The following is a 25,357-nucleotide window of genomic DNA, read 5'->3' on the forward strand; positions in this document are numbered from 1 at the left end:
GAGCCGAGGGACCGCCGAACGAGTGAGAGGATCTCGCAATGCCGCAGCAGCGCGTCGTCGAGGAGCTCCGCAACCTCGGCATGTCGGGCTACGAGGCGAAGGCCTACGTGGCGCTGGTCGCCGCCGGTGAACCGGTGAACGGGTACGAGGTCGCCAAGCGGTCCGGGGTGCCCCGCAGCACCGTCTACGAGACGCTCGGGAAGCTGGTCGGGCGGGGCGCGGCCTACGAGGTGCGCGCCGACGACGACGGCGTCGGGTACGTGCCGCTGCCGCCGGAGGCGCTGCTGGATCGGATGCGCCGGGACTTCGACTCCTCGGTCGCGACGCTGGAGGCCGACCTGCCCGGGCTGGCCTCGCCCGAGCAGGTGCGGATGGTGCACTCGCTGAACGAGCGCGCGGCCCTGGTCGACCGGGCCCGGGACGTCGTCGTCGGGGCGACGGCGGAGCTGTTCGTGTCCGGCTGGCCGGACGACCTGGCCGGGCTCAAGCCGGCCGTCCGGGACGCGGAGCAGACCGGCGTGCAGGTCGCCACCGTCGTGTTCGGCCGCGACGCCGACCCGGTCGGCTGGACCACCGAGCACCGTTACTCCAGCCCGGAGACCGTCGAGGCGAACCTCGGCCGCCGGCTGCTCGTCGTCGCCGCGGACCGGACGAAGGCGGTGATCGGCGGGCTGGCCGGGGACCGGACCTGGGGCCTCTACACCGACGATCCGGCCGCCGTGCTGCTGGCCGTGGACTACGTGCGGCACGACATCGCGATGCACCGGGTCGCCGACCACTACGCCGATCGGGGCTTCGCCGAGTTCTGGGGCAACGACCCGGGCATCGAGCGGCTACGCGACCTCCCCGACCCACCGGGGCCACGCAGCTAACCCGGCGGCAGCTCGTCCGGGCGGTCGCCGCCGAGGTGCCGGCCGAAGAAGTCCAGGATGATCTGTGCCCGGCGGATTCGGTTGCGCGGCGCGCCGGACCGGGACATGTCGTGGCCCTCGCCGGGGAAGCGCCAGTACTCGACGGGCTTGCCGAGCATCCGCAGCGCCACGAACAGCGCGTCGGCCTGCTCCGGCGGGCAGCGCAGGTCGTCCTCGGAGTGCAGCAGCAGCATCGGGACGCCGATGTCGCGAACGTGGGTCGCCGGCGACATCGCCCGCCACCGCTGCGGGTCGTCGAGGTGGGTCACGCCGAACTGCCAGTGGAACAGCCCCGCCGAGTCGGAGTGCCACTCGTTCGACTCCAGGTTGTTCACCGCGCGCTCGCTGCACGCCGCGACGAACCGGTCGGCGTGCCGTGCGGCCAGCCAGCTCGCCAGGTACCCGCCGTAGGAACCGCCGAGCACGCCGACCCGCGTCCGGTCCAGCTGCGGGTACGTGGCGAGCGCGCCGTCCAGGGCGGCCAGGACGTCGGCGGCGTCGATCCCGCCCCAGCCGGTGCCGGGCGCGACCTCGGCCTCGGGCGCCCGGATCGACCGTGCCCAGGCCTGGGTGAAGCCGGTCGAGCCGTGCGGGTTGCACCAGACGACCGCGTACCCGGCCGCCGCCCACATCCGGAACTCGTCGAACCAGGCGGACGGGTACTGGGTCATCGGGCCGCCGTGCACCGAGAGCAGCACCGGCAGCGGGCCGTCGCCGCCGCGGCCCTCCGGCAGCAGCACCCAGGTGTCGACGTCGCCGTCCCCGGCCGGGGAGGGGACGGCGAGGTAGCCGGGCGGCGGCGCGGGCACCGCCGCGTGGAAGGCGTCGGCCAGCCCGGTGAGGCGGACCGGCTCGCCGTCCGGGTCGAGCACGTGCAGCTCGGCGATCCGGGTCGGGTCGCCCAGCAGCACCGCGGTGGTGCCCGCGGCGCGGTCGAACGCGGCGACCGCCCGGGCCCCGCCCAGCAGCCGCTGCGGGCGGTCGCCGTCGGCGGTCCCGCACCGGTACAGGTGCACCCCGCCCCGGTCCTCGACGGTGAAGAGCAACGACTCGCCGTCCCACACCGGGGCCCGGGCGGCCGGGAACGGGCGGCACTGACGGTCCAGCGAGACCGCGACCCGGCGCTCCTGCCCGGTCGCGACGTCGACGACCGTCGGGTACCCGTGTGCCGGGGTGGCCACGTGCTCGTCGGCGGACAGCGTGGCGATCCGGGTGCCGTCCGGGGAGTAGGCGGGGAAGCCGTGCTCGGCGCCCGACGTGGTGAGCGGCCGGGGATCCGGATCGGGGGCGTCCACGTCGACGAGGTGGATGCCGGGCAGGCAGCGCAGGTCCCAGTCCGGTCCCCGGGCGGCCGCGACGGCCAGCGTGCGCCCGTCCGGCGACCAGGCCGGATTGGCGTGCTCGTACGGGCCGCCCGCGACGATCCGCGGGGTGCCGGCCCCGGCCGCGTCCACGACGAACACGCTCGCCGGCCGGTCGATGATCCAGCCCTCGCCGTCGAGGCGGGAGAACAGCCGGTCGATCCGGCGCGGGCCGCGGGCGCGGTCGTCGTCGCCCTCGGCCCAGCGCGCGGTGCGCTCCCGGGAGACGAACGCGATCCGGGTCCCGTCCGGCGACCAGGCCGGCTCGGTGATCGTCTCCGGGCGCTCGCACAGCACCACCGGCTCGCCCGGTCCACCGACCGGCAGCACCCGCAATGCCGACCCGCCGCCGTCCCGGCCGGTCACGACCGCCAGCCGGACGCCGTCCGGGGACCAGACGGGGGAGGCGTCGCCGTGCTCGGACCCGGTCAGCTGCCGCGGTGGGCTGCTCCCGTCGGCCGCGACGAGCCAGACCGACGTGCGGTAGCAGTCCTGTTCGAGGTCCACCCGGCGGAGGGTGAAGGCGATCCGGCTGCCGTCCGGGGAGACCGCGGGGGAGCCGAGGGTGATCAGTCGTCCGATGTCGCGGGGCTGCATCCGCCGCACGCTAGGGGCGCGGCGCGGGAGGGGCACCCCCCTTCTCCGTGGCCGTCAGCGGCCCGTGTACTGTTCCTCGTGTCGCAAGGGGCTGTGGCGCAGCTGGTAGCGCACTTGACTGGCAGTCAAGGGGTCAGGGGTTCGAATCCCCTCAGCTCCACCCATTCTGACCAGGCACGTTGGTCCTTTTCTGTCCACTCCCGATAGTTGTCGTGGTGGGAGTGTTGCATCAGGTGGCAGGGAACCTGCTGGTCAGCGGGGGTGCAGCGTGGTGCGAGCTGCACATGCTGTGATCGAGATGTGCGGTTGTCGCTGTGCCGTACCTGTCGCACGCGGGTTGGCCCATGGTTGGTGGATGACCGCCGAGGCATTCTCGGACGGCGCTGCGGTGCCGGCGCTCGCGCCGGACGCGACGCCCGAGGCGATCCGGGACGCGCTTGTCGGCGAGGAGCGCGCGGAGTTCGAACGTCGCTACCGCTCGGTGCTGGTCGAGGCCGCTGACAGCCTCGACCTCACCGGTGTGCTTGATGTCCCGCGCGCCTATCACCGCATCGCCGTACAGACCCAGCATCGCGGAGCGCACGTTCACCAGCGGCTGCTGGACAAGGCCCGGTCGATCACGACGGGAGCGGCACAATCCGGACGCTGTGTCGGTGGAGGCCCATCGTGGCTGGCTCAATCGCCGGCTCGACTTCTGACGTGTATCGGATTATCCCCGACGACGTGGTCGACGGTCAGCTCGATTACCTGCCGCGACAGGCGCTGCTCGGCTATGTGGACGTCCTTGCAGCTCTGGAGGTCGCGCCTGACGGAGGACGTCCCTACAACGACGCGATCCCCGAAGGACCCATGCGGCAGGTCGACGCGGTCGCTCCAGAAGAGTGTGCAACTGACCGGCGCCATGTCAGGATGCCGCGTCGGCCGGTGTGAACTTCTCGCGGTGGATCATGCGCGGGGCCATGCGCCGTCGCTTGAACGCCTTCACACCCGCCTCCACCATCGCCGGCGGCCCGCACAGCCACCCCGACCATCCCCGGGCCGACGCGACGTCGTCGACGAAGTGGGTGGTGGGGAACCCGGTGCGGTGCTCCCTGCCGTCGGGCGGTGGCTCGTGCGAGAGCACCGGGACGAAGCGGAACCGGCGGTGGGCGTCGGCGAGCTCGGTCAGCAGGTCGAGGGCGTAGAGATCGGACGCACCACGGACGCCGTGGTAGAGCAGCACCTCCCGCTGTGGGTCGCGGGCCAGCACCGTCCGGACCAGTCCGAGCAACGGGGCGAGCCCGGTGCCGCCGCCGATGAGCACCATCGGTCCGCCGTCGTCCTCGGTGGGGAGGACGAAGTCGCCGAGCGGGCCGGTGATCTCGACCCGGTCCCCGGGGGTCAGGCCGTCGAAGATCCATCCCTCGGTGGCGACCCCGCTCGGGACGAGACGCACGTGCAGTTCCAGGGCCTTGTCCTCGTCGGCGGTGTTGGCCAGCGAGTACTGCCGTCGCTCGCCGGTGCCGGGTACGACGAGCTCCACGTACTGGCCCGGGTCGAAGGCGAGCGGCTCGGGGAGGTCCAGGCGCAGGCGCAGCGTGTCGCGGGCGATCTCCTCGAGGTCCAGGACGGTGGCGACGAGGTCACGCAGCGGGTGCGTGGTCCTGCCGTCCGCCGCCCCGGTGCTCTCGACGACCGTGTCCGAGCGGAGCCGGGCCTGGCAGGCCAGTGCGAGGCCGTCGGCACGCTCGTCGTCGGTCAGGGTGTCGGCGGGGGAGTCGTGATGGTCGACCTCACCGCTGACCACCCGCAGCTTGCAGGTGCCGCAGGTGCCCTGGTTGCAGGAGTTCGGCATCCAGACCCCGGCGCGGAGGAAAGCGTCCAGGATCGGCTGCTCCTCCCCGCAGGGCACGGCCCGGCCGCCGACGGTCGCGGTGAAGCCCATCTCAGACCTCCCAGGTGACGTTCAGGCTGGTCGGTCCGCGGAAGCCCCAGCCCCAGAACTCGGACTCGGCGGAGGTGTCGCGCTCGAGGACCGGGATGGTCTCGAACAGCTCCTCCAGGGCGATCCGCATGACGTGGTTGGCGTAGTAGATGCCGGCGCAGGCGTGGTTCCCGGCGCCGAAGGCCAGGTGCGGCAGCGGCGGGCGGTGCAGGTCGAACCGGGTCGGTGCCGCGTAGACGTCGCTGTCGTGGTTGGCCGCGCCGTAGGAGAGGATCACCGGGGTGCCGCCCGGCAGGTCGACGCCCGCGACGGTGACCGGCCCGGTCGAGATGCGGGCGGTGGCCGACCAGATCGGCGAGGTCCAGCGCATGCCCTCGGAGATCGCCCGCGGGATCAGGGCCGGGTCGTCGACGACCTGCTCCATCTGGTCCGGTTCGCCGAACAGGCCGACCAGCGTCGACGCCATCCCGTGGCCGGGCTCCTGCATGGCTCCGAGCAGGTAGACGTAGATCGTCGGGTAGATGTAGCTGCGCTCGCGCGTCTGCCCCGGGGGCATGCCGTCGTGCAGCCAGCGTGAGATCGCGCTGCCGTCGGGCTCGACGATCCACTTGTCGATCAGGGGGTCGACGGCGGCCTGGATCTCGGCCTTGGCCTGGTCGCCCTCGTCGAAGCCCGCGGGGTTGGCGAACTCGCCGTTCTCGGTCATGGCCGCGTTGGTGAAGGAGCGGCTGAGCTTGGCGAACCAGTCTCGGAGCGTGTCCGATTCGACGTCGCGCAGCCCGAGCAGGTCTCCCAGCGAGCGCACGCTGACCGGCTCGCAGTACTGGGAGACGAGCTCGGCGCGCCCGTCGTCCTCGAACTGTTCGAGGTAGCGGCGGGCGATGGGGCGGACCAGGTCGTCGACGTAGCGGTCGACCTCGACCGGCTGCAGGGCGGGTTCGACCATGCCCCGCAGGTCGGCGTGGACGTCGCCGTTCACACCGATGATCGCCGGGTGGCCGAAGGTGCGGCCGCCGGCCGGGGTGATGACGGCCTCGAAGTCGGGGCTGGTCGCGATCTCGCGGCAGATCTCCGCGGTGGAGGCGACGTAGGACCCGAGGACCGGGACGTAGGCCAACGGTGCCTCGGCTCGTAGGCGCTCGTAGGCCTTGTACGGGTTGCGCTCCAGCTCCGTCATCGTGATGTCGTCGATCCAGGACAGGTCCGGCGTGGTGGTGTTCTCGCTCATCGTCGTCATCGACGCGGCCTCCTCGTTGTTCGGGTTGGCGAGAAGGTAGGTCGCGTGGACGGGGCGGACTACGCGGTCTGCGCGGCGGCGGTACGGATTGCGCGAGAGACCTGGAGCACAGCCGGGTCGGTTACGATCGAGGTGTGCCCGCACGGCGTAGTGCGCCGCCCCGTGACTGGGACCGGGTCTCGCAGTCGGTGGCGGATGCGTACTTTCCCCATGAGCTGACGGTTCCCGCTGGTCGACGGGAACCGCGTCTGACGTTGCAGACGCTCGACCTCGGCCCGGTTCTGATCGGGTACGTGGGCTGGGGCGCCGATGTCCAGGTGGAGTGCGACTATCCCTCCGCCCACGAGGTGAACATGCCGTTGACCGGCCATCTGGTGAGCCGGGGAAGGCATGGCACCGTGACCTCGGTGAACGGTCAGGCGAGCGTGTTCCGGGCGGACACGCCGTCGCTGATCAGCCACTGGGACGCCACCTGCACGGTGCTGGGGGTGAAGTTCGACCGTGGCTGGCTCGACCGTGAGGCGGAGCGGATCCTGGCGCTGGAACCGGTCCGTGCCGCCGCGGTGCTGCCTGAACAGCTCGGGGTGGATGGGGGCCTCGGCAGGGACTGGCGAAGGCTGGTCGGTGGGCTCGCCGGGCAGTTGCACGGACCGCAGTTCTTCGCCGATCAGCCCGTTGTACGTGAGCAGCTCGCCGGGGCGGTGGCGGCCGGTTTCCTGCTGGCGAGCTGCCCGGACCGCGGAACGGGTCCGGTGCCGCGCCCGCGCGCGGTCGGACGGGTGCTCGACGCGATCCGCGACGACCCGGCTCGGGCGTGGACCGCCGCGGACATGGCGAGCTTGGCCGGGACCAGCGTGCGCCGCATGCAGGAGGGTTTCCGGGAGTGGGCGGGCTGCTCGCCGACCGAGCACCTCGTCGGTGTCCGGCTGCAACGTGCCCGCGCGGACATCGAGGGCGACACCGGGCTCTCGGTCAGCGAGGTCGCCGCCCGGTGGGGATTCTCGAGCGCGAGTCGGTTCGCAGCGGCGTACCGCCGGCGTTACGGCTGCTCCCCGTCCGAGACGCGCCGCTGAGTGTGGGATCTCGGCGGCAAGACCGCCGGTCTCCTTGGTCGATCGCTCCACGTGGTGCCGATCGTGGTGCGAACCGCTGTCGCGTGATGCGGGCGGTGCGGCTGATGTGGCCCCGGGACCGAGCTGTTGTTGCTGGTCGCAGCCGTAGGTGACGCCGACGAAGTTCCTGGCAGTCAAGGGGTCAGGGGTTCGAATCCCCTCAGCTCCACCCACTTTGACCAGGCACTTTCGTGCTTTCGGTCCGCAGTCGACAGTCGCTGTCGTGCGGGATGTACTCGATGGGTGTTGGATCTGCGCTGCTCAGGGAGCTTTCGGCGTAGTGCGAGTTGCGCATCCTGTGATCGGCGCTCGGTTCTGGTCACCGGAGCGGCACTGTTGCCCGGATGTCGGCGGGCGGCCGAGGGCAGTCGGTCCGCATGTTGGTCGAGATCCCGTCGAGTGGAACCTGGAGGGTGTGTTCTGGAGTCCCCTCGGTCGAACTCGGCGTGCAGATCTCCTTACACGGTGGACGTCAGCGCGACTTCGCTTTCGATTTTTTCGATTGGTGGTAGCCTGGCATCGGTGGAAGGGGGCGCCATGGCGACTCTGTACGACCGGACGGTGCTGCCGCCAGACGAGCCTGAGCAGCTGCAGCGCATGGTGGAGGCGATGCGGGCAGCAGAAGGTCCGGCAACGTTGCTCGGCCCCGGTGGTGCTAGCTGGGAGCTTCCGCCGGAGGCGTACCGAGTACTGAGGGAGGTGCTGGAGGCGATGGCCGATGGGCTCGCGATCACGGTGATGCCGCAGCACACCCGTCTGACCACGCAGGAGGCTGCCGACATGCTCGGCATCTCGCGACCGACGTTGGTCAGGCTGCTCGGGGACGGTGAGATCCCGTACGAGCAGCGCGGTCGGCACCGGCGTGTGTTGCTCACCGACGTCCTGGACTATCAGCAGCGAGCGCGCGTCGAGCAGAGGAAGCAGCTCGACGACCTGGTGACCGAAGCCGCGGAGCACGACCTGTACACGTCCACCGCAACACCGCGGCCCACTCGATAATCGACGATCACGGTGGCGTTCCCGGCCCTGCTCGACACCTGCGTGCTGTTCCCGCAGTACCTCGCCGACACCCTGCTCACCCAGGCGGCGGCGAGGACGTTCCGCCCCCTGTGGTCCCGCGGGATCCTGGACGAGCTGGGCCGGGCGCTCGACCGCGACACGAGGATGACGCCCGAGCAGATCGCACACCGGCTCGACCGGATGCGCACCGCGTTCCCGGACGCGGAGGTATCGGGTTACGAGCACCTCATCGACGGAATGACGTGCGACGAGAAGGACCGCCACGTCCTCCGCGGCCGTCCGCGCGAACGCCGAAGTCCTGGTGACGGCCAACCTCAAGGACTTCCCGAAGCACGCGGTCAAGTTGTTCGACCTGAGCGTGGTCAGCCCCGACGACTTCCTGCTCGACCAGCTCGACCTCTACCCGGCTCCGGTGTTGCACTGCCTCGAGCAGCAGGCAAACCGGTATGTCTTGATCCACGGGCCCAGCACCGTCGGCGAGTTGTGCACGGCGCTCGACCGCGCCGGAGTGCCGAAGTTCGCTGCGGAGGTCCGCCGCAACGTACGACGTAGCTGACAGACCGGGCCATCGACGTCGGTTGCACAGCACTGCTGCCGATCCTTCCGCGACCTAGGATGGTCGACCTCCGTGGTGTCGTGCATGGTGCGAACCGCCGTCGCGTGGTGCGGCCGGTGCGGCAGATGAGACCGCCGGGCCGAACTGTTATTACTGCTCACGGCCCTGCTGGGCTCCGAATCCCCCTCAGCTCCACCCATTGCCAGAGCGGTTCTCCTGCCCTTACCACGGTCGTCGCCCGCCGGGTGGGCGATAGCGAGGCCTACGGGTCGAACGCGCGGGCGGCGCACACTCGCGCGTGAGGGTCAGCAGCGACATGTAGGCACATCGGTCGAGCTGACGCCGAGCGTCGAGCCAGGACACGAACTGGCGCAGGACCAGGCCCGCGAGCCGCTGCTCGTCTCCGGCCAGCCGGTGGAGGAACGGGACCATAGCGACCACGACACCGTCGACATCGAGCAGGTCGGAGAGCCCTACCCCGCCGTGCTCGCGCCGCAGCCGGCGACCGGTGACCTCGTCGAGGACGCACGGGCCGTCGGCATCGATGCTCTCGCGGAACTCCTCGATCACGTTGCAATCCCGAGCCAGGGTGCGCGCGGTGACGGTGCGCTCGCGGTACACGAGGAACGCGTCGAGGAGCTGGCCGGCGGTCGGTGTCATGGTGGGATGGTCGCGCCGACCACCGACAGTTCGGCTTGACCACCCTCCCCGGCAGATGTCGACGAGCCCGGGTCGCGCGGCGAGTGTCTCGGCGGAGGAGAGCTTCGTCGTCGTGCCGTCCATCATCCGTACGAACGCGCGGGTCGGGAGCAGGCCCACGAGCGGAAAGCTGACCGCGGCTTCGATCGGGACGCGGACGTGGCGGGTGCGGCTATCCGCGCGCCAGTCGGCGAACGTGTTGACCATGCACAGCGAGGCGATCCGCGCCGGGTGGTCGGGAGCCGTCCCGAAGCCCGCTGGGCCATGACCCGGCTACCGATGTCTGCGCCAGGTCGGACAACTGGCGCGCGATGCGACGCGGTTACCGGCCGATCATGCGTTCGTCGTCTGCCCCGTGGCGGGCTCGGCGCGACGCGCACTCCACCAGCCGAAGCCGAGCAGGACGGCGCCCGGTAGCACGCCGGCGACCAGGGCGATCGCCGGCTCTCCCGCGCCGGTGGCCGCCAGGACCAAGCCGACGACGCCGCACCCGGTGATCACACCGCCGAGCCCGTGGAAGAACCGCTGTCCGAAGACGACGGCGAGGGCGAAGAAGTGCGTGCCGACCACCAGCGAGACCCAGGCGACCCCGGCTTCGGGGGCGTCGAGCGGGCCGCTGAGCAGGCGCGCACCGCCGAACAGCGCCACGAACTCGACGGCCACCACGAACCAGTACGCGCGACCGAACACCCGGCCCTGCTGTCCGCCGCGGTGTCGGGGTCGCAGACCGGAACGGAAGACCGCGACGAGCACCGCGATGGAGGCGATCGCGGCCAGCACGCGACACGTCAGAGTCCACGGTGTCGGGAGCGGTCCGGAGTTGACGAGCACGTAGATCAGCCCGAACACCGCGGCGATCACCGATCCGATCCGCTGGCCTGGCATCGGCGCTCCCGTTCGAGTGGTGGCGCAGCTCAGTCCTGGCTGCTCGACCGAAGCTAGCACGAGTCGATATAGTTGACTATATCGAATTTGGGAGGTCCGACAGTGGGTACTTCCGACGACACCCCAGACCGTGGCGCGAGCCGGCCGTACCGTTCCCGTGTCCGGGAGGAACGCGCCGCCGAGACCCGGCGGCGGATCGCCATGGCCGCGCGCGAGCTGTTCGCCGCGCACGGCTTCGGGGCCACGACCGTCGCGCGGATCGCGGAGCGGGCCGGCGTGGCGGCGCCGACCGTGTACGCCACCTTCGGCTCCAAGGGTGCGATCGTGCGGGCCCTGTTGACACAGATGGAACGCGACGCCGACGCCGCCGCCTGGGCGCGACGCGTCGCGGAGGAGACGAACCCGCACCAGAAGCTGGCCGCCTTTGCGCGATGGACGACCGTGCTGCTCTCCTCGAGCAAGACGACCATCCAGGCAGTCCACGGCGCCGCAGGGGACCCCGCGATCACCGAGCTACGCGACGAAGGCAACCGGAATCGCCGCGAAGGCCTTCGCTCCGTGATCGCTTCACTGGCGCAGGCCCACGCTCTGCGCCCCGGACTCGGCGAACAACGCGCGCTCGACCGCGCCTGGATTCTGACCGGCGTCGAGCCCTACCTCGGTGCCACCGAGGGCTGCGGCTGGTCCGACCAGGAGTACGAGGAGTGGCTCACCGCGCTTCTCCAGGAGCAGCTGCTCGACCCATGAAACTCAGATCGCGTCCCCGGACGGGTCGCGGTGTGCGGCCTCGACCCAGCGGCGCTCCGCGTCGGACCGCGCCGTGTCGTCCGCGGCGGCGACGGCCCGCGGCCTCTTGAAGTCGGCGAGCAGGCGCGCGCAGTCGGCCTCGATCCGGGCGAGCTCGGCTGACGCGCCGTCTACGACCTGCACGAAGGCCACCGGTGCCTCGTCCAGCTTCGGGTCGGGCCTGCCCACGACACCGACTTCGACGACCCCGGGCACGGCCGCGATGACGCGCTCGATCTCGGCGGCCGAGACGTTCTCCGCGCCGACCTTGAGCATGTCCTTCGCGCGGCTGTCGGAGCTCAGGTGCCCATCCGGGTGCGGGGTGACCAGGTCGCCCGTGGCGAACCAGCCGTCGTCGTCGAAGGATTCGGCGGTGGCGTCGGGCCGGTTGAGGTACTCGGCGAACATCGACGGGCCGCGGGCCTCCTCGGACGAGCAGCTCCCCGGTCTCCTCCGGGTCCACCGGCGTTCCGTCCGCACGGATCACCGTGATGCCGTAGCTCGGCGAGGGCCGGCCCATCGACAGCGGTCGGTTGGGCAGGAACGCGTCGCCGACGACGGGGACGTGCGCCCCACAGCGCGTTGGCGTGCGTCCAGACGACGCCCTTCGGCCGCGACGTCGTGCCCGAGGTGTACTGCACGCTGCACGCGGCGAGCGGGTCGGCGGGCCGCGCCGGTTGCTCGTCCGGGTCGGAACGCAGGGCCGCGAACGGCTCGGCGTCGGTGTCGGCCGGGACCCCGCTGTCGTGATCGACGGAGACCAGGAACCGCAGCGTCGGCGCCGCCGTGCCGACCAGCCCGGTGAACCGGGGCTGGGTGATCGCGGCGACCGCGCCGCGTGCAGGGCCACCACGGTGGCCAGGACGACCCGGTCCGGCTCGCGCCGGACGGACCCACGGAGGTCCAGGTGTCGCTCGTCGGCACCCAGCAGGACTCGTCCCGTCGCGCCGGAGCGTGTCGAACGACTCGCGTCCGCCGCGGTCGATCCCGACCAGGCCGACCAGGGCCTCCCGCACGTCCGGCAGCCCGGCCATCCATGCCGGCGGGTCCCGGAACACCCCGTCCGCCCCGCTCACCACCCTCATCGGCTCCTGAGGGCCCCGTTCTGTGGGCGATCAGGCACCTGTCAGCAGGACCGGGTGCCGCGGTACTTGGGGCTCGATCGGTCCCGTCGGCTGCTCGCGATCCCGTGCCATCCCTGGACGTCGCACTGACCGTCGGCGTTGTTCCCAGCGGAGACGACGCTGCCGTCCGTGCCGACGCCGAGGGTGTGGGTGGAACCCGCCGCGACCGCGGTGATGTCACGCCAGTCCCGGACGTCGCACTGTCCGTACCGGTGGTCACCGGCGGCGAGAACCCGGCCGTCCTCGCGGAGCGCGACCGTGTGATGGCTGCCCGCGGCCACGGCCACCACGTCTCGCCACCCTTCGACATCGCAGCCGCTCGGGCCGGCCGGTCCGGTCGCGATCACGGTGCCGTCGGTCCTGAGGCCGACGGTGTGCAGGGAGCCGGCGGTCACCGTGACGAGTCCTCGCCACTGGCCGACGCCGCACTGGCCGCGATGATCGATTCCGGTGGCGACCGCCGTGCCGTCGGCTCGCACACCGACGGAATGCCAATCGCCGCACGCGACGGCGATCACCTCACCCCACCCCGTCACCGAGCACTGGCCTTCGGCGTTCCTCCCGGTGGCCAGCACGGTGCCGTCCGCGTGGATCCCCAGGGTTCGACGCCAACCGGCGGCGATCGCGGTGACGTTGCGCCACTGCGCGGTCTCGCACTGGCCGTCGCCGTTCCAGCCGGTGGCGATCACGGTTCCGTCGGATCGGAGCCCGACCGTGTGCGACCGTCCCGTATTGCGTGCCGCGTGCACGTTCCCTGCCGCGACGGCGCCGACGTCGGTCCAGGCGAGGACGTCACACTCGCCGGCCCGGCCGTTCCCCTCGGCCACGGTCGTTCCATCCGTCCGGCAGCCGACGGAGTGCCGCCGACCGGCTGCGAGCACGGCCATGTGTGTCCTCCCGGGTTCGTGCGTACCACCGACGCCGGCCGAGTGGGGGGCGCGGTGCCCGCGGGTCTCAGCCGGCCGGCGGGGACGACGTCGTGCTCACGTCGATTCGGCGAGGGCGGCGCGCTCCTGGCGCAGGCCGGTCGCCACCGCGGCGTGTGCCGCCGCCGCGAGCGCCTGTCCCACCGGGGAGCGGCTGCCCAGGTAGCGGGTCGGCTCGTCGTCCGCGGCGAGGATGGGGCACAGCAGTGTCACGGTGTCGGTGCAGGTGCCCGTCCCGGCGATTCCCGCATCCAGGAACGCTTGCGTCTTGGCCTCGGTCACCGTGATGACGCCATTGACCAGTGCGTCCGGGGTGACCGGACGGTCGAGCCAGGCCACCGCGTTGACCGTTCCGGCGCGGCAGCGCTCGATGACCCGAGCGTCGCGGACAGCGGGCCAGAGGGCCGCGTGGGGACCGACCCCTGTGGTCACGCACATCGTCACCCCGGGCCGGGCGACGGTCACGGCCGCGTGGACGTCGACCGCGGTGAGCAATCCGATCCCGGAGTCCGGGGTGAGCCCCACCGTCGTGGCGAGCTGGGCGAGGTAGTCGGCCGGCCGGTCGTCGTCGAAGTCGCTCGCTACGGTCGCGTTCAGGACCCAACGGCTGGTTCCGATCCCGCCGCCGAGCACTCCGTTCGACAGGCACCGCCACGCGCGGTCGGCCTCCCACCGCAGAACGGGCCGGTCTCCGACACGGTGTAGCGAACTGGTCCAGCCGGGCGGTCTCGGAGACGTGCGCACCTGCTGGATCTTGCCAGGCCGCCGCAGGCGGGCAGCCACCGTCGTGGCGGTTCGAGCGGCTCCGGCTTTCCTGGTCGAGGCGCACCGCAGCGACCGGGTGGCGATGAGCAGCCTGCCGGCGAGCAGCAGCCGGCCGGGGTCCTCTGCGCCGCCGAGCGTACGGACGGGACGCGTGATCCTTGACACGTGCATCGGTGGCTGGCTAGCGTCCTGTAATGGTCTGCAGTTAGGCCCAATAAGGTTCGTAGCTAGGTCCAATGGAGTGCTGGGCTCGACCTGTCGCGGTCGTCGTGGTCGCCGACCGTGGGCCGGCGGTCGCCCGGGTGCCGCTTCGATCTGATCAGGGGAGCCAACCGTGGTCGAGAAGGCAGAGTCGATCGACGACGTCCGACGCATCATCGAAGACAACGACATCGAGTTCATCTTCGCCTCGTTCGGTGAGGTGCGGGGCAAATCCAACGCGAAGCTGGTTCCGGCCTCGCAGGTCGACGACCTGTTCAGTGAGGGCGTCGGTTTCGCGGGATTCGCCGCGGGGGAGATCGGCCAGGGACCGCACAGCCCGGACATCGAGCTGGTTCCGGACCCGGCGTCCTTCCGTGTCGTCCCGTGGCAGCCGGGGCTCGCCCACGTGATCGGTGACGCCCGGGTCGAGGGCGATGCCTGGCCCTACTGTCCCCGGCACATCCTGCGTCAGCAGGTGGAGCGGGCGAGGGGGCTCGGCCTCGATTTCCGGATCGGTTTCGAGGCGGAGTTCATGCTGGTGGATCGGGACGAGAGTGGCCGGCTCGTCATCGCCGACAGGCAGGACAACTGGCCGAAGCCCTGCTACGACGTCAAGGGCCTCACCCGGCAGTACGATTTCGTGACCCAGCTCTCCCGCTACGTGAGCGAGTTGGGCTGGGAGAACTACGCGGTCGACCACGAGGACGGGAACGGTCAGTTCGAGTGCAACGTCACGTTCGCGGACGCCCTCGAAACGGCGGACCGGGCCGTGTTCTTCCGCTACATGGTGGAGACCGTCGCCCAGCAGCACGGGATGCTTGCGACGTTCATGCCGAAGCCTTTCACGGACAATACCGGTAACGGGTTCCACTACACGATGAGTCTGTGGGACCGGGAGACCGAGACCAACCTCTTCGCGGATCCCAACGATTCTCGTGGCCTGGGGCTCTCCGAGCTCGGCTACCGGTTCGCGGCCGGCATCCTCGATCACGCCCGTGGCTATGCCGCGCTGGTCGCACCCACGGTGAACAGCTACAAGCGGTTGAAGGCCGGTACGGATGCGGTCCGGACCTGGGTGCCGGTGTCGATGACCTACGGCGGGAACAACCGGACCCAGATGCTGCGGGTGGCACGTCAGGGTGCGATCGAGGATCGTACGCCGGACTTCTCCGGCAGCCCGTACCTCGGTTTCGCGGCGGCTCTGGCCGCCGGCTTGGACGGCATCGAGCGTCGTCTCGAGATCGGTGAACCGAACACCGCGAACCTCTACGAGTTCAGCCCCGGCCAGCTGCGCCGGCAGGGCTTGGGGGTCCTGCCGAACAGCCTCATCGAGGCGGTGCACTACCTGGAGAAGGACGACGTCTTCAGGGAGGCCTTCGGCAAGGTGCCGACGGACGGACCGGACGGAAGTCCCGGTGGCGGTTTCGAGGATTTCGTCGACTACTACGCACGTCTCAAGCAGGACGAGTTCCATGCCATCAACGACGTCGTGACCGCACACGAGGTCGATCGCTACCTGCAGTTCCCATGACCGACCGGTGACGAGGTCGACGGAGGACAGAACAATGGTGTTCGTTCGTGCAGTCGTTGTCGGCGCAGGCGCGGTCCTGCTCATGATGCTCGGTGTGGGAGTGGCCTTCGCTGCGGAGGAGGGCAGTCAGGAGGCCGCCCTGTTCCAGTTCCACCGCGGCCAGGACGTCCTGTTGATGCTGATGCTCGTGGCCTTCCTGATGCTGTTCATCCGCCGCTACGAATGGGGGGTGTGCCTCGCGACACTGCTGGTTCTCTCGGTGAGCTGGCCGCTGTACCTCATCGGGTACACGGAGGTGCTGGGGAACCCGCTCGACATCGAGGCGGTGATCCTCGGGGCATTCGCCTCGATCACCCTCGTCCTCGCGATCGGGGTGTTCCTGGGGCACATATCGACGATCCACTTCCTGCTGGCCGGGGTGTTGTTCGTCCCTGCCTACATGGTGAACGAGTGGTTCATCTTCGAGTTCCTCGACGGGGTCCTCGATTCCGGCGGTTCGATCCTGGTGCACATGTTCGCCGCCTACTGGGGTTGGGGCGTGATCCTCGGGCTGCGCAACAAGGCGGTCGTCGGGGAACCGATGCACACCAGCACCCACAGCGTGTCGTTCGTGTGGCTGGCGAGCATGCTCCTGTTCGTACTCTGGCCCTCGTTCGTCACCGCGTTGCTGCCGCCCGATCAGGTCATTCCTGGGATGATCAACACCTACCTGGCGCTGATGGCGTCGACGCTGTCGGCCTATGTGCTGATGTACGTGCTGCGGCGCAAGATCGACCCACTCGCGTACACGTACGCGATCCTGGCCGGCGGCGTGGCGATCGGCGCGACGGTCGACCTGGCCTCGCCCTGGCAGGCCTGGGTGATCGGCGCGATCGGCGGCGTGGTGTCGACGTTGTCGTTCCTCTACCTGAACGACTGGCTGGTCCGTAAGACCGGCGTCCTCGACACGATGGGGGTCCACAACCTGCACGGCACGCCGGGCGTGTTCGGTGCGCTGGCGGCGATCGTGGTCGCCGGCGCTCCGCCGGCCCAGTGGGCGGCGATCGCCGGCACCTTCGTCATCGCCATGATCACCGGTGTCATCACGGGGCTGGTCCTGCGACTCTTCCCGCGGCCGGCCGCGATGCTCGACGACGCCGAGGCGCTCGACATCGAGGAGACGCGGGCGGCCGAGGCCGCCGACCGGTAGCCGGGCACGTCACCGCGGGGCGGCCACCATCCGGGGTGGCCGCCCCGCGGGGCGTCAGAACCCGGGCGTCCGCCCGGGGATCCAGTCGGTCCCCGCCAGGGGCACCCGAGCCATCGCCGATGCCTCGATCGTCAGGGCCACGAGATCCTCCGGCTCGAGGTGCTGCAGGTGGCTCTTCCCGCAGGCGCGGGCGATGGTCTGGGCCTCGAGCGTGAGGACCCGCAGGTAGTTCGCGATCCGTCGGCCGCCCTCGACGGGATCGAGACGCGCCGACAGCTCCGGGTCCTGCGTGGTGATCCCGGCCGGGTCCCGGCCCTCCTGGTAGTCGTCGTAGTAGCCGGCGGCGGAGCCGATCTTCTCGTACTCGGCGGCGTACCGGGGGTGGTTGTCGCCCAGCGCGACCAGCGCCCCCGTCCCGATCGCGACGGCGTCGGCGCCGAGCGCCATCGCCTTGGCGACGTCGGCGCCGGTCCGGACCCCGCCGGAGACGATCAGCTGGATCCTGCGGTGCATGCCGAGCTCGGACAGCGCCTGCACGGCCTGCGGGATCGCGGCGAGGGTCGGGATGCCGACGTTCTCGATGAACACCTCCTGGGTGGCCGCCGTCCCGCCCTGCATCCCGTCCACGACGATGACGTCCGCACCCGCCGCGACGGCGAGCTTGACGTCGTAGTAGGTGCGGGTCGCGCCGACCTTGATGTAGATCGGCTTCTGCCAGTCCGTGATCTCGCGGAGCTCGATGATCTTGATGGCGAGGTCGTCGGGCCCGGTCCAGTCCGGGTGCCGGCAGGCGCTGCGCTGGTCGATCCCGGCCGGCAGCGTGCGCATCTCGGCGACCCGCTCGGAGATCTTCTGGCCGAGCAGCATGCCGCCGCCACCGGGCTTGGCGCCCTGCCCGAGGACGACCTCGATGGCGTCGGCCGCGCGCAGGTGGTCGGGGTTCATCCCGTAGCGGCTGGGCAGGATCTGATAGACGAGCGTCTTCGAGTGCCCGCGCTCCTCCTCGGTCATCCCTCCGTCCCCGGTGGTGGTGGAGGTGCCGACCTCGCTGGCGCCGCGGCCGAGGGACTCCTTGGCCTGCGCGGACAGCGCCCCGAAGCTCATGCCCGCGATCGTCACGGGGGTGGCCAGGTGCAGTGGCTGGTGTGCGTGCCGGTCGCCGAGTACGACGTCGGTGTCGCAGCGCTCCCGGTAGCCTTCCAGCGGGTACCGGGACATCGACGCCCCGAGGAAGAGGAGGTCGTCGAAGTGGGGGACGGCCCGCTTGGCTCCCCAGCCGCGGATGTCGTAGACGCCGGTCTCCGCCGCGTGCTGGATGCCGGCGATCGTCGCCCGGTCGAACGTCGCGGACTCGCGCAGTCCCCGGTCGGCAGGTGAGGTCATCAGTAGCTCCCCGCGTGCTCGCTGGTGAAGTGGTAGAGCGTGCGCGCCGATCCGTACCGGCGGAACTCGCCGAGCGCCCCGGTGTCCTCGACGATGTCGGTCATCCCGGCTGCGGTGAGCAGCTCGACCAGCTCGACGCGGTGCTCGTCGCGCAGCTCCTTCTCGACGCAGTCGGCGCCGAGCTCGCCGACCTTCCCGCGGACGTAGATCCGGGCCTCGTAGATCGAGTCCCCGAGCCCGTCAGCGGCGTCCCCGCAGACGACGAGACGTCCGGCCTGGGCCATGAACGCACTCATCGAGCCCACGTCGCCCCCGACCACGATGTCCACGCCCTTCATCGAGATGCCGCACCGCATCGAGGTCTTGCCCTCCACGACGAGCAGACCGCCGCGCGCCGTGGCCCCGGCCGACTGCGAGGCGTCGCCCCGCACCCGGATCGTGCCGGACATCATGTTCTCCCCGAGTCCGGGACCTGCCATACCGTCCACCACGATCCGGCCGCGCTGGTTCATCCCGCCGCAGTAGTAGCCGACGTCGCCCTCGACGTGGACGTCGATGTCGTCATCGATGCCGACGGCGACCGCGTGCGCGCCCCGCGGTGACTGCACGCGGTAGCGTCGCGCGGTCGGCGAGTGCAGCTCGGCGTTGAGCTCGCGCACCGACGACGAGGCGAGGTCGACGACATGGGCCTCTCCGTCGAGCGTCGTGGTCCTGCCGTCGGCGCCCGCCTCCGGGCTCCTCCTCAGCGCTGCCATGCGTACACCTTCCCCGGCTCGGGCTCGAAGATCGTGGCCTCGGACAGCCCGGGCAGCACGGCCAACGACCGGAACTCCGATGCCATCGCCACCCAGCGCAGGTGGTCGGCCACGATCGCGGGCTTGCAGGCGATCTCGTCGCGGACCACGGCGAACCCGTCGGCCGTGGTGACCAGGAGCGTGTAGAAGCCGTCGAACGCCTCGCCGAGCCGGTGCAGCGCCTTCTCCAGATCGGCCTTTTCCAGGCCGTCACCGTCGGCGAGGCAGGCTGCGACGAACCGGGCTGCGACCTCGGTGTCGTTCTCCGAGTCGAACTCGATGCCCTCGCGGCGCAGCGCCCGGCGGATGGTGGCGTGGTTGGAGAACGACCCGTTGTGCACCAGGCACTGGTCGGGCCCCACCGAGAAGGGGTGACTGCCCTCCGGGGTGATCGCCGATTCGGTGGCCATCCGGGTGTGGGCGAGCGCCTGCCAGCCTGTCGCGGAGCCGATGTCGTAGCTCGCGGCGAGCTCGAGGGGGTCGCCGATGTCCTTGTAGACGACGAGGTCGGTGCCGATCCCGACGACCGTGGCCTCCGGCGCGGCCGCCCTGACTGCCGCGGCCAGCGCGTCCGGGTCGACCGGGGCCGTGATCACCGTGGTCACGCCGAACCGGCGGACGGTGACGTCCGACAGATCGGGCAGTACCCGACGCAGGTCCGCGGCCGGGTCGGCCGGCGCGCCCAGCAGGGAGACCGCAGCGTGGCCCTCCGGGCAGCGCTCCCGGTCTCCGTAGACGGCGATTCCGGCGGCGTCCGGTCCTCGCTCGGTGGCTCCGGCCAGCATGGCCTCCAGCAGGCTGCCCAGCCGGGGGTACAGCTCGGGGTCCCGCAGGTGCAGACCGACGATCCCGCACATTGCGGCCTCCCTTCTCGATGCTCGGTCCCGCCGCTCGGGGACTCGGGATGATCTGAGGGCCTGCTCCGGACCGGTCAGAGGGCGACCGTCGAGTCGGCGTGGAGCAGCGCCGAGCGGTCGGCCGCGCGCCGGCGGTGACCGTCGCCATGGCCGGACGGCGGCTCGAAGGTGTGGTTTTAGTACCATTGCCGAGGCAACACCGAACTCCGACGAAAGTCAACCCTGATGGGACGAGCGGGCTCGAGGGGTCGCCACGTCACCGCCGGTCGCGCGTAGGCCCCATTCGCCTACGAGGCGCTGCGGGTGCCCTTCCCCCGGCCTTGCGCACGAGAACCGGTGGTGGCATGCGCGGCGGGTCCGTGGTCCGGAGAGTCGGCCGAGCCGTCCTCGTCGCCGAACACGATCCGCCGGAGCTGGGCGCGGGTGCTGTCCAGGTGCTCACGCATGATGCGGGCCGCGCCGTCCCCGTCCCGCGCGGCCACCGCGTCGAGGATCTGCTGGTGGTCCCGCAGCGTCTCTTCGACCGGTTCGGCGAAGGGCAGCAGGTCGTGCGGGCTGAAGAGGTCACCGCGCGAGGCCTCGATCGCCTCCGCGAGCCGATCGCTGCGGGCCGCCCGGGCCAGTGCGAGATGGAACTGCGAGTCGGCCTGGCGGAACGTCGCCCGCCCGTCGGTGTCGCGCAGCGCGTCGATCGCCGTCTGGAGGACGACGAGGTCGTTCCGGTCGTGCCGGCGGGCGGCGAGGATCGCGGTCTCGGTCTCGAGCGCGATCCGGAAGTCCACGATGTCGTCGATCTCGCCGTCCTGCGTGTGCATCCGGGCACGCCACGCGGCCGCCGGCCGGCTGAGCTCGGTGACGTAGGTGCCGCCCGTCGCCCCGCGCCGGACCTCGACGTATCCCTCGTTGCGGAGCTGCTTGATCGCTTCCCGGAGGCTGATGCGTGCCACGCCCAGCTGCTCGGCGAGCTCGCGCTCCGGCGGCAGCCGTTCGGCGGGTCCGACCTCGCCCCGGTGGATCAGCGTGCGCAGGTGATCAGCCACAGCCTGTGTCAGCTTCGTGGATGTCACCGGCCGCCTTGCCATGGTCCAACCCTACCCCGGGGCTTCAGCGTGCCCCGCCACGTCCGACCGGGAGCGGGATCATTGAGCTGCGACGGGGTTGACATGCGCCGGCGCGGGGTGTTGCCTCGGCAATGGTTCTATCACCGCACCTTGGCGAGCGGGTGATCGTCGCCCCGGCCCCCGGCGAGCACCTGCCGCTTCCCGGAGTTGGGAGGGTCCCTCCGATGCGTGTGCTGTTCGTGCAGCACCAGGCCGACGCCCCGCCCGGCCTGGTCGGTGACCGGCTCGTGGAGCTGGGCGCGACCGTCGACGTGGTGGACGCCCGAGCGGGGCGGTTGCCCGAGCCCGCCGGGTTCGATCTCGTCGTGCCGCTCGGCTCCAGCGACTCGGCGGCCGACGAGTCGGTGCCCTACCTGGGCAGCGAGTGGTCGTTGCTGGAGCGGGCGGTCGAGATCGGCGTCCCGGTCTTCGGCATCTGCTTCGGTGGCCAGCTGCTGTGCCGGGTGCTCGGCGGCCGGGTCGGCCGGATGCCGGACGGCCCCGAGCTCGGCTGGGTGAGAGTCGAGACCACCGCCCCGGACATCGTCGCGTCCGGACCCCGGCTGACCTGGCACTCCGACTGGTTGGAGCCGGGGCCGGAGAGCACCGGGGTGGCCCGCAGCCCGCGTGCCGCGCAGGCGTTCGTGCACGGCCCGCACCTCGGGGTGCAGTTCCACCCCGAGGCGACGGCCGAGAGCGTGCGGGCCTGGGCTTCGCGCTACGGCGATGCAGTCGTCCGGCTCGGACTCGATCCGGACGCCGTCGTGGCCGAGACCCGCGAGCGCACCGGAGGCGGGTACCGGCCGACCGACGAGCTGGTCGACCGGATGCTCGTGCGAGCCGGTCTGCTGCCACGCGCGGCGTGAGGGGGCGGGCGTGACCGCGACCGACGTGCCGTACTTCGACATCGCCGACCCCGCGTTCTCGGTCCAGTCCGACGAGGTGCGGGCGGCGCGGGCGGTCAGCTGGTATGCCCGCACCAACTACGGGCTGGCGGTGCTGCGGCACGACGAGATGAGCGCGCTGCTCAAGGATCGCCGCCTGGTACAGGGCAGCGCGCGCTGGCCGGAGCGCAACGGCGTCACCGACGGGCCGTTCGTGCACTGGTGGGCGCGGACGCTGCTCAACCTCGAAGGCTCCGACCACGACCGGATCCGCAGGCTGCTGAAGCCGGCGTTCAACCCCAAGCTCGTCGAGCGGCTCGCGCCCCGGTTCCGGGAGCTGGCCGACGAGCTCGTCGACGGCTTCGCTCACACCGAGGGAAGCGCCAGCGGAACGAGCATGGACACAGGCCGGTGCGAGTTCATCGCGAATTTCGCCGAGCCGTTCGCGGCCCGCGTCCTGACGACGATGCTCGGCCTCCCGGAGTCCGAATGGCGCACCCTGTCGGCCTGGTCGAGCGATCTCGGTCTGGCCCTCGCGGTGACCATCCGCGACGACATCGACCGCGTCCACGCGGCCCTCGACGGCCTGTACGGCTACGCCGACGACCTGATCCGGCGGCGCTCGGCGGCACCGGGCGAGGACTTCGTCTCGCGCCTGGTCGGCGCGTGGCGTGAGGACGGGCTGAGCGAGTCGGAGCTGCGCAACGCGATCGTGCTGTTGATCTTCGGCGGGATGGACACCACCCGCAACCAGCTCGGCCTCGCTGTGCACACCTTCCTCCGGTATCCGGACCAGTGGGCGTTGCTCGGACGACGTCCCGAGCTCGGGCGCGCCGCGGTCGAAGAGGTCATGCGGGTCAACCCGACGACCACGTGGGTGACCCGGGAGACCGCCTGCGACATCGAGTTCCGGGGTCTCCACATCCCGGCGGGAACGACGCTGCACCTGTTCGCGGAGTCCGCGGGTACCGACCCGCTGGCGGTACCGGACCCGCGTCTCGACATCGAGGCCAAGCGGGCGCCGCACTTCGCCTTCGGCGGCGGGAGCCACCACTGCATCGGCCACTACGTCGCCCGCACGGACCTCGGCGTCGCGCTGCCGCTGCTGGCACGGCGGCTCCGTGAGCCGAGGCTCGACGGTGACGCCCGCCCCCTCCCGCTGTCCGGTAACACCGGCTTCGTCTCGCTGCCGATCGCGTTCCGCTGAAAGCTCCGTGAGTGGTTATCGTGGTCCTGGCCGCGATAACCACTCACGGGCGAAGCCTTCCGGGACTCGTTCTGGTCGGGGCGCGGCTCGCTCGGAGCCGTCGTCGGCTCGTCGTGGACGATCCCCCAGAGGTGGAGGTCGTAGCCTTCGACCTGGACCTGCTCGCTGACACCGAGCCCGATGGTGCGCTCGAGGACGAACGCCAGCACCGCCGCCGTCACCAGGCCCATGGCGACGGCCACGACGAGACCCACCAGCTGCCACAGCACGTTGACCTCGGCGTTCTGGAACGCGTACGGGCCGGAGTCCAGGCCGAAGTAGCCGCCCTGCGAGGTACCCCAACTCACCAGGCCGACCATGATGATCCCGTAGGCGCCGGGTGCCACGCACAGCGGCAGGAGCTTGTGCTCGTCGAACTCGCGGCGCTGCGACCACTCGTAGACCACGTAAGCGGCGACCGGTGCGAACAGCGCGATCAGGAACATCTGCCACGGTTCGTAGATGTCGAACGCGGGCGCCCCCGAGAGGTAGCCGGCGAGCGGGCCGGCAGTGTGTAGATGTAGCTCTTCGTCCGGTAGGCGATGACGGCACCGGTCAGTTGCACCCACGGTCCCCGAGGCATACACGAGGGTCTGCGCGAGTGAGTTCGTGCTCACCTGGTCCGGGAAGGGCGCTTGCGCGAGGACCAGCAATGATGGTGGCACGGCATTCTCCCAGCACTCGGAGAACCCGTCAGGACAGCCCGGGCCGGCTCAGCTCCGGGAGCCGGGCGCCTTGATCGCGAGGAACTGGATGGGGAGCGAGATCAGTTCGCCCGGGCCGTGCATGACCTCGCCGACGAACTGCATCGTGTCGCCGGGCTCGAGCAGGTAGCGCCTGCCCCCGTAGCAGTACTCCATCTTGCCGGAGATCATGAAGATCAGCTCGGTTCCGGCGTGCTGGTACAGGGGGAACGCATCGCTACGCTCGGTGAGCGTGACGAGCATCGGCTCGAGCGAGTCGTGTGGGGCGCGCATCGCGCCGAGGGTCTGGTACCGATGCCCTGCACCCGAACCGCGGTGCTGGATGTCCAACCCTGCGCCTGCCTTGACGTGGAGCACGTCCTGCTCCTCGGAGAGACCGCGGAAGAAGGCGGTCACCGGCACGGCCAGCGCCTCCGAGAGCCGCGCGAGCGTCGCGAGACTCGGGGACGTCTGCGCGTTCTCGATCTTGGAAAGCATGCCTTTCGACAGCCCGCACCGCTCGGCCAGCCGCCCGATCGTCCATCCGTTCTGCCGGCGGAACCCCCGGACACGCTCGGCGATCGCGGTGGCGAGGGCCCCTTCGAGGCCGCTTTCGGGTTCGTCGTCGGACGGAGCCGGCGGCAGCGCGCCCGGCAACGGTTCGATAGTCATGCCTGCCCTCCGAACCCGGCGCGGACCCTCGAGCCGCGACTTCTCGACTGCCTCGACGATAGAGGACGGGCCACCGTGTCCGCTCGACAACGCCCACTGTGGGTAACCAACTCCGTGGTCGTCGGACCGGCCGCCGGGCCAGAATCGTCGGATCTCATATCGCGTTCGAGAACAGGCTCACAGCGGATAGCCGGTGACTGTCAGGAAGACCACGGGCAGCGTGAGAAGGGACTCGGGACCGTGTGGGCCCTCGCCGTCGAAGATCAGGGAATCGCCGCGGTTCATCTCGTATCGGGCCTCACCGTGGGCGTAGACCATTCTGCCCTCGAGCATGTAGATGAACTCGGTTCCGGCGTGCTGGAACACCGGGAACACCTCGCTGGCCTCGGTCAAGGTGCACAGCAACGGCTCCAGGCGCTTGCCCTCACCGCGCAGTGCGCCGAGGATCCGGTACAGGTGCCCGACATGGCTTCCGCGCCGGACGATCTGCGCGCCATGCCCGGCCGGGGTGTAGACCGCCTCCCGCTCACCGTCGGCTCCGCGGAACAGGGCGGTCACCGGGATCTCCAGCGCCGCCGCCAGCCTCTTGAGAATCGAGAGGCTGCAGGACGTCTGAGCGTGCTCGATCTTGGACAGCATCGCTTTGGAGATCCCCACGTCCCGGGCGAGGGCGCTGATCGTGAGCCCCTTCATCATCCGGTGTTCACGGGCACGCGCCGCGATCACCTGTTCGAGATCGTTGGAGTCGGCGCCGCCGGCCTCCGGCAGGTCGTGCACAGGGCCGACGGAGCCGACGGAGCCGACAGGGTCGACGGGGTCGACGGGGTCGACGGGGCCGACGGGGCCGACAGGGCCGAGGGAGCCGGCCGGTCGTGGCGTCACACCGACCACGGTACTCCGCGCCTGGTCGGAGG

The 25,357-nt window shown here is 70.8% G+C and carries 24 protein-coding genes, 1 tRNA gene and 3 pseudogenes; 12 read left to right on the top strand and 16 right to left on the bottom strand.

Going from position 1 to position 25,357, the window contains the following annotated elements:
• The first annotated feature begins 38 nt into the window (after positions 1 to 38).
• On the top strand, positions 39 to 872 hold the full coding sequence (locus tag ACLFMI_RS03210) for a TrmB family transcriptional regulator (RefSeq protein WP_410946181.1): 834 nt from the start codon (positions 39 to 41) through the stop codon (positions 870 to 872).
• Here ACLFMI_RS03210 and ACLFMI_RS03215 read toward each other — a convergent pair.
• On the bottom strand, positions 869 to 2,869 hold the full coding sequence (locus ACLFMI_RS03215) for a S9 family peptidase (RefSeq protein WP_410946182.1): 2,001 nt from the start codon (positions 2,867 to 2,869) through the stop codon (positions 869 to 871). The two genes, ACLFMI_RS03210 and ACLFMI_RS03215, sit on opposite strands and share 4 nt — an antisense overlap.
• An 87-nt stretch (positions 2,870 to 2,956) precedes the next feature.
• On the opposite strand from ACLFMI_RS03215, the gene ACLFMI_RS03220 reads away from it, so the two are divergent.
• The 3 genes and pseudogenes from ACLFMI_RS03220 (at position 2,957) to ACLFMI_RS03230 (ending at position 3,799) form a co-directional block, all read left to right on the top strand.
• Positions 2,957 to 3,029, top strand: a tRNA-Ala gene (locus ACLFMI_RS03220).
• 195 nt (positions 3,030 to 3,224) lie between these two features.
• A pseudogene (locus tag ACLFMI_RS03225) lies at positions 3,225 to 3,491 on the top strand (DUF6247 family protein); the annotation flags it as partial.
• Positions 3,492 to 3,535: 44 nt separating this feature from the next.
• A complete protein-coding gene (locus ACLFMI_RS03230; RefSeq protein ID WP_410946183.1) occupies positions 3,536 to 3,799 on the top strand; it encodes a hypothetical protein in 264 nt (87 codons plus the stop codon).
• Here the strand turns inward: ACLFMI_RS03230 and ACLFMI_RS03235 are convergent.
• Both ACLFMI_RS03235 and ACLFMI_RS03240 read right to left on the bottom strand, forming a co-directional pair.
• Complete coding sequence (locus tag ACLFMI_RS03235; protein WP_410946184.1) at positions 3,774 to 4,793, bottom strand: 2Fe-2S iron-sulfur cluster-binding protein; 1,020 nt, start codon at positions 4,791 to 4,793, stop codon at positions 3,774 to 3,776. The genes ACLFMI_RS03230 and ACLFMI_RS03235 overlap by 26 nt on opposite strands.
• A gap of 1 nt (position 4,794) precedes the next feature.
• Positions 4,795 to 6,030: a cytochrome P450 gene (locus tag ACLFMI_RS03240; RefSeq protein ID WP_410946185.1), complete on the bottom strand. Its 1,236-nt coding sequence runs from the start codon at positions 6,028 to 6,030 to the stop codon at positions 4,795 to 4,797.
• A gap of 188 nt (positions 6,031 to 6,218) precedes the next feature.
• Here ACLFMI_RS03240 and ACLFMI_RS03245 point away from each other — a divergent pair, with 188 nt between their 5' ends.
• The 3 genes from ACLFMI_RS03245 to ACLFMI_RS03255 all read left to right on the top strand — a co-directional run bounded on the left by ACLFMI_RS03245 (position 6,219) and on the right by ACLFMI_RS03255 (position 8,718).
• Positions 6,219 to 7,103, top strand: a complete 885-nt coding sequence (locus ACLFMI_RS03245; RefSeq protein ID WP_410946306.1) for a helix-turn-helix transcriptional regulator — start codon at positions 6,219 to 6,221, stop codon at positions 7,101 to 7,103.
• A gap of 504 nt (positions 7,104 to 7,607) precedes the next feature.
• The gene (locus ACLFMI_RS03250; RefSeq protein WP_410946186.1) at positions 7,608 to 8,141 is read left to right on the top strand and encodes a helix-turn-helix domain-containing protein; all 534 of its coding nucleotides are present in this window, start codon (positions 7,608 to 7,610) and stop codon (positions 8,139 to 8,141) included.
• Between the two features lie 322 nt (positions 8,142 to 8,463).
• The gene (locus ACLFMI_RS03255; protein WP_410946187.1) at positions 8,464 to 8,718 is read left to right on the top strand and encodes a hypothetical protein; all 255 of its coding nucleotides are present in this window, start codon (positions 8,464 to 8,466) and stop codon (positions 8,716 to 8,718) included.
• A gap of 222 nt (positions 8,719 to 8,940) precedes the next feature.
• Here the strand turns inward: ACLFMI_RS03255 and ACLFMI_RS03260 are convergent, their stop codons facing one another.
• Positions 8,941 to 9,624 (bottom strand): hypothetical protein, encoded by a 684-nt coding sequence (locus ACLFMI_RS03260; RefSeq protein WP_410946188.1) that lies wholly within the window; start codon positions 9,622 to 9,624, stop codon positions 8,941 to 8,943.
• A gap of 126 nt (positions 9,625 to 9,750) precedes the next feature.
• Positions 9,751 to 10,302 carry a hypothetical protein gene (locus ACLFMI_RS03265; RefSeq protein ID WP_410946189.1) on the bottom strand — a complete coding sequence of 184 codons (552 nt, stop codon included), beginning with the start codon at positions 10,300 to 10,302 and terminating at the stop codon, positions 9,751 to 9,753.
• Between the two features lie 102 nt (positions 10,303 to 10,404).
• Here ACLFMI_RS03265 and ACLFMI_RS03270 point away from each other — a divergent pair, with 102 nt between their 5' ends.
• Complete coding sequence (locus ACLFMI_RS03270) at positions 10,405 to 11,049, top strand: TetR/AcrR family transcriptional regulator (RefSeq protein ID WP_410946190.1); 645 nt, start codon at positions 10,405 to 10,407, stop codon at positions 11,047 to 11,049.
• A 3-nt stretch (positions 11,050 to 11,052) separates the two neighbouring features.
• Here the strand turns inward: ACLFMI_RS03270 and ACLFMI_RS03275 are convergent, their stop codons facing one another.
• From ACLFMI_RS03275 to ACLFMI_RS03290, 4 genes and pseudogenes are all read right to left on the bottom strand, one after another.
• Entirely contained in the window at positions 11,053 to 11,568 is a 516-nt protein-coding gene (locus ACLFMI_RS03275; protein ID WP_410946191.1) for an AMP-binding enzyme, read from the bottom strand.
• Between the two features lie 95 nt (positions 11,569 to 11,663).
• A pseudogene (locus ACLFMI_RS03280) lies at positions 11,664 to 12,173 on the bottom strand (AMP-binding protein); the annotation flags it as partial.
• A gap of 41 nt (positions 12,174 to 12,214) precedes the next feature.
• Positions 12,215 to 13,039 (bottom strand): RCC1 domain-containing protein, encoded by an 825-nt coding sequence (locus ACLFMI_RS03285; RefSeq protein ID WP_410946192.1) that lies wholly within the window; start codon positions 13,037 to 13,039, stop codon positions 12,215 to 12,217.
• Positions 13,040 to 13,195: 156 nt separating this feature from the next.
• Positions 13,196 to 14,305 (bottom strand): adenosylcobinamide amidohydrolase, encoded by a 1,110-nt coding sequence (locus tag ACLFMI_RS03290; RefSeq protein ID WP_410946193.1) that lies wholly within the window; start codon positions 14,303 to 14,305, stop codon positions 13,196 to 13,198.
• Between ACLFMI_RS03290 and glnT the strand changes: the two genes are divergently transcribed.
• On the top strand, positions 14,238 to 15,635 hold the full coding sequence (gene glnT / locus ACLFMI_RS03295) for a type III glutamate--ammonia ligase (protein WP_410946194.1): 1,398 nt from the start codon (positions 14,238 to 14,240) through the stop codon (positions 15,633 to 15,635). The two genes, ACLFMI_RS03290 and glnT, sit on opposite strands and share 68 nt — an antisense overlap.
• A 34-nt stretch (positions 15,636 to 15,669) precedes the next feature.
• Complete coding sequence (locus tag ACLFMI_RS03300) at positions 15,670 to 16,824, top strand: ammonium transporter family protein (RefSeq protein WP_410946195.1); 1,155 nt, start codon at positions 15,670 to 15,672, stop codon at positions 16,822 to 16,824.
• Positions 16,825 to 16,878: 54 nt separating this feature from the next.
• Here the strand turns inward: ACLFMI_RS03300 and ACLFMI_RS03305 are convergent, their stop codons facing one another.
• The 4 genes from ACLFMI_RS03305 to ACLFMI_RS03320 all read right to left on the bottom strand — a co-directional run bounded on the left by ACLFMI_RS03305 (position 16,879) and on the right by ACLFMI_RS03320 (position 20,898).
• On the bottom strand, positions 16,879 to 18,207 hold the full coding sequence (locus tag ACLFMI_RS03305; RefSeq protein ID WP_410946196.1) for an FMN-binding glutamate synthase family protein: 1,329 nt from the start codon (positions 18,205 to 18,207) through the stop codon (positions 16,879 to 16,881).
• Entirely contained in the window at positions 18,207 to 18,962 is a 756-nt protein-coding gene (locus ACLFMI_RS03310; protein WP_410946197.1) for a GltB/FmdC/FwdC-like GXGXG domain-containing protein, read from the bottom strand. The genes ACLFMI_RS03305 and ACLFMI_RS03310 overlap by 1 nt, the downstream gene beginning before the upstream one ends.
• Positions 18,950 to 19,858, bottom strand: a complete 909-nt coding sequence (locus ACLFMI_RS03315; RefSeq protein WP_410946198.1) for a class II glutamine amidotransferase domain-containing protein — start codon at positions 19,856 to 19,858, stop codon at positions 18,950 to 18,952. Before ACLFMI_RS03315 ends, ACLFMI_RS03310 begins: the two co-directional genes overlap by 13 nt.
• Positions 19,859 to 20,145: 287 nt before the next feature.
• Entirely contained in the window at positions 20,146 to 20,898 is a 753-nt protein-coding gene (locus tag ACLFMI_RS03320) for a FadR/GntR family transcriptional regulator (RefSeq protein WP_410946199.1), read from the bottom strand.
• A 245-nt stretch (positions 20,899 to 21,143) separates the two neighbouring features.
• Between ACLFMI_RS03320 and ACLFMI_RS03325 the strand changes: the two genes are divergently transcribed.
• Together ACLFMI_RS03325 and ACLFMI_RS03330 are read left to right on the top strand one after the other, a co-directional pair.
• Positions 21,144 to 21,824: a type 1 glutamine amidotransferase gene (locus ACLFMI_RS03325; protein ID WP_410946200.1), complete on the top strand. Its 681-nt coding sequence runs from the start codon at positions 21,144 to 21,146 to the stop codon at positions 21,822 to 21,824.
• Between the two features lie 10 nt (positions 21,825 to 21,834).
• A complete protein-coding gene (locus tag ACLFMI_RS03330) occupies positions 21,835 to 23,049 on the top strand; it encodes a cytochrome P450 (RefSeq protein WP_410946201.1) in 1,215 nt (404 codons plus the stop codon).
• 140 nt (positions 23,050 to 23,189) lie between these two features.
• On the opposite strand, the pseudogene ACLFMI_RS03335 reads toward ACLFMI_RS03330, so the two are convergent.
• The 3 genes and pseudogenes from ACLFMI_RS03335 to ACLFMI_RS03345 form a co-directional block, all read right to left on the bottom strand.
• Positions 23,190 to 23,753 (bottom strand): annotated as a pseudogene (locus ACLFMI_RS03335) (hypothetical protein); the annotation flags it as partial.
• A 48-nt stretch (positions 23,754 to 23,801) separates the two neighbouring features.
• A complete protein-coding gene (locus ACLFMI_RS03340; RefSeq protein WP_410946202.1) occupies positions 23,802 to 24,443 on the bottom strand; it encodes a helix-turn-helix domain-containing protein in 642 nt (213 codons plus the stop codon).
• Between the two features lie 177 nt (positions 24,444 to 24,620).
• A complete protein-coding gene (locus ACLFMI_RS03345) occupies positions 24,621 to 25,325 on the bottom strand; it encodes a helix-turn-helix domain-containing protein (RefSeq protein WP_410946203.1) in 705 nt (234 codons plus the stop codon).
• Between the last annotated feature and the right edge of the window lie 32 nt (positions 25,326 to 25,357).

The sequence above is a fragment of the Pseudonocardia nantongensis genome, from assembly GCF_046546495.1.
Lineage (GTDB): Bacteria > Actinomycetota > Actinomycetes > Mycobacteriales > Pseudonocardiaceae > Pseudonocardia > Pseudonocardia nantongensis.

Excerpts from the sequence above, each read along its gene's own strand:
- ACLFMI_RS03260 (WP_410946188.1), bottom strand. The coding sequence starts at position 9,624 with ATGGTCAACACGTTCGCCGACTGGCGCGCGGATAGCCGCACCCGCCAC.
- ACLFMI_RS03325 (WP_410946200.1), top strand. The coding sequence starts at position 21,144 with ATGCGTGTGCTGTTCGTGCAGCACCAGGCCGACGCCCCGCCCGGCCTG.
- ACLFMI_RS03290 (WP_410946193.1), bottom strand. The coding sequence starts at position 14,305 with ATGAACTCGATGTCGTTGTCTTCGATGATGCGTCGGACGTCGTCGATC.
- ACLFMI_RS03265 (WP_410946189.1), bottom strand. The coding sequence starts at position 10,302 with ATGCCAGGCCAGCGGATCGGATCGGTGATCGCCGCGGTGTTCGGGCTG.
- ACLFMI_RS03240 (WP_410946185.1), bottom strand. The coding sequence starts at position 6,030 with ATGACGACGATGAGCGAGAACACCACCACGCCGGACCTGTCCTGGATC.
- ACLFMI_RS03300 (WP_410946195.1), top strand. The coding sequence starts at position 15,670 with ATGGTGTTCGTTCGTGCAGTCGTTGTCGGCGCAGGCGCGGTCCTGCTC.
- ACLFMI_RS03310 (WP_410946197.1), bottom strand. The coding sequence starts at position 18,962 with ATGGCAGCGCTGAGGAGGAGCCCGGAGGCGGGCGCCGACGGCAGGACC.
- ACLFMI_RS03340 (WP_410946202.1), bottom strand. The coding sequence starts at position 24,443 with ATGACTATCGAACCGTTGCCGGGCGCGCTGCCGCCGGCTCCGTCCGAC.
- ACLFMI_RS03305 (WP_410946196.1), bottom strand. The coding sequence starts at position 18,207 with ATGACCTCACCTGCCGACCGGGGACTGCGCGAGTCCGCGACGTTCGAC.
- ACLFMI_RS03235 (WP_410946184.1), bottom strand. The coding sequence starts at position 4,793 with ATGGGCTTCACCGCGACCGTCGGCGGCCGGGCCGTGCCCTGCGGGGAG.
- ACLFMI_RS03215 (WP_410946182.1), bottom strand. The coding sequence starts at position 2,869 with ATGCAGCCCCGCGACATCGGACGACTGATCACCCTCGGCTCCCCCGCG.
- ACLFMI_RS03210 (WP_410946181.1), top strand. The coding sequence starts at position 39 with ATGCCGCAGCAGCGCGTCGTCGAGGAGCTCCGCAACCTCGGCATGTCG.
- ACLFMI_RS03315 (WP_410946198.1), bottom strand. The coding sequence starts at position 19,858 with ATGTGCGGGATCGTCGGTCTGCACCTGCGGGACCCCGAGCTGTACCCC.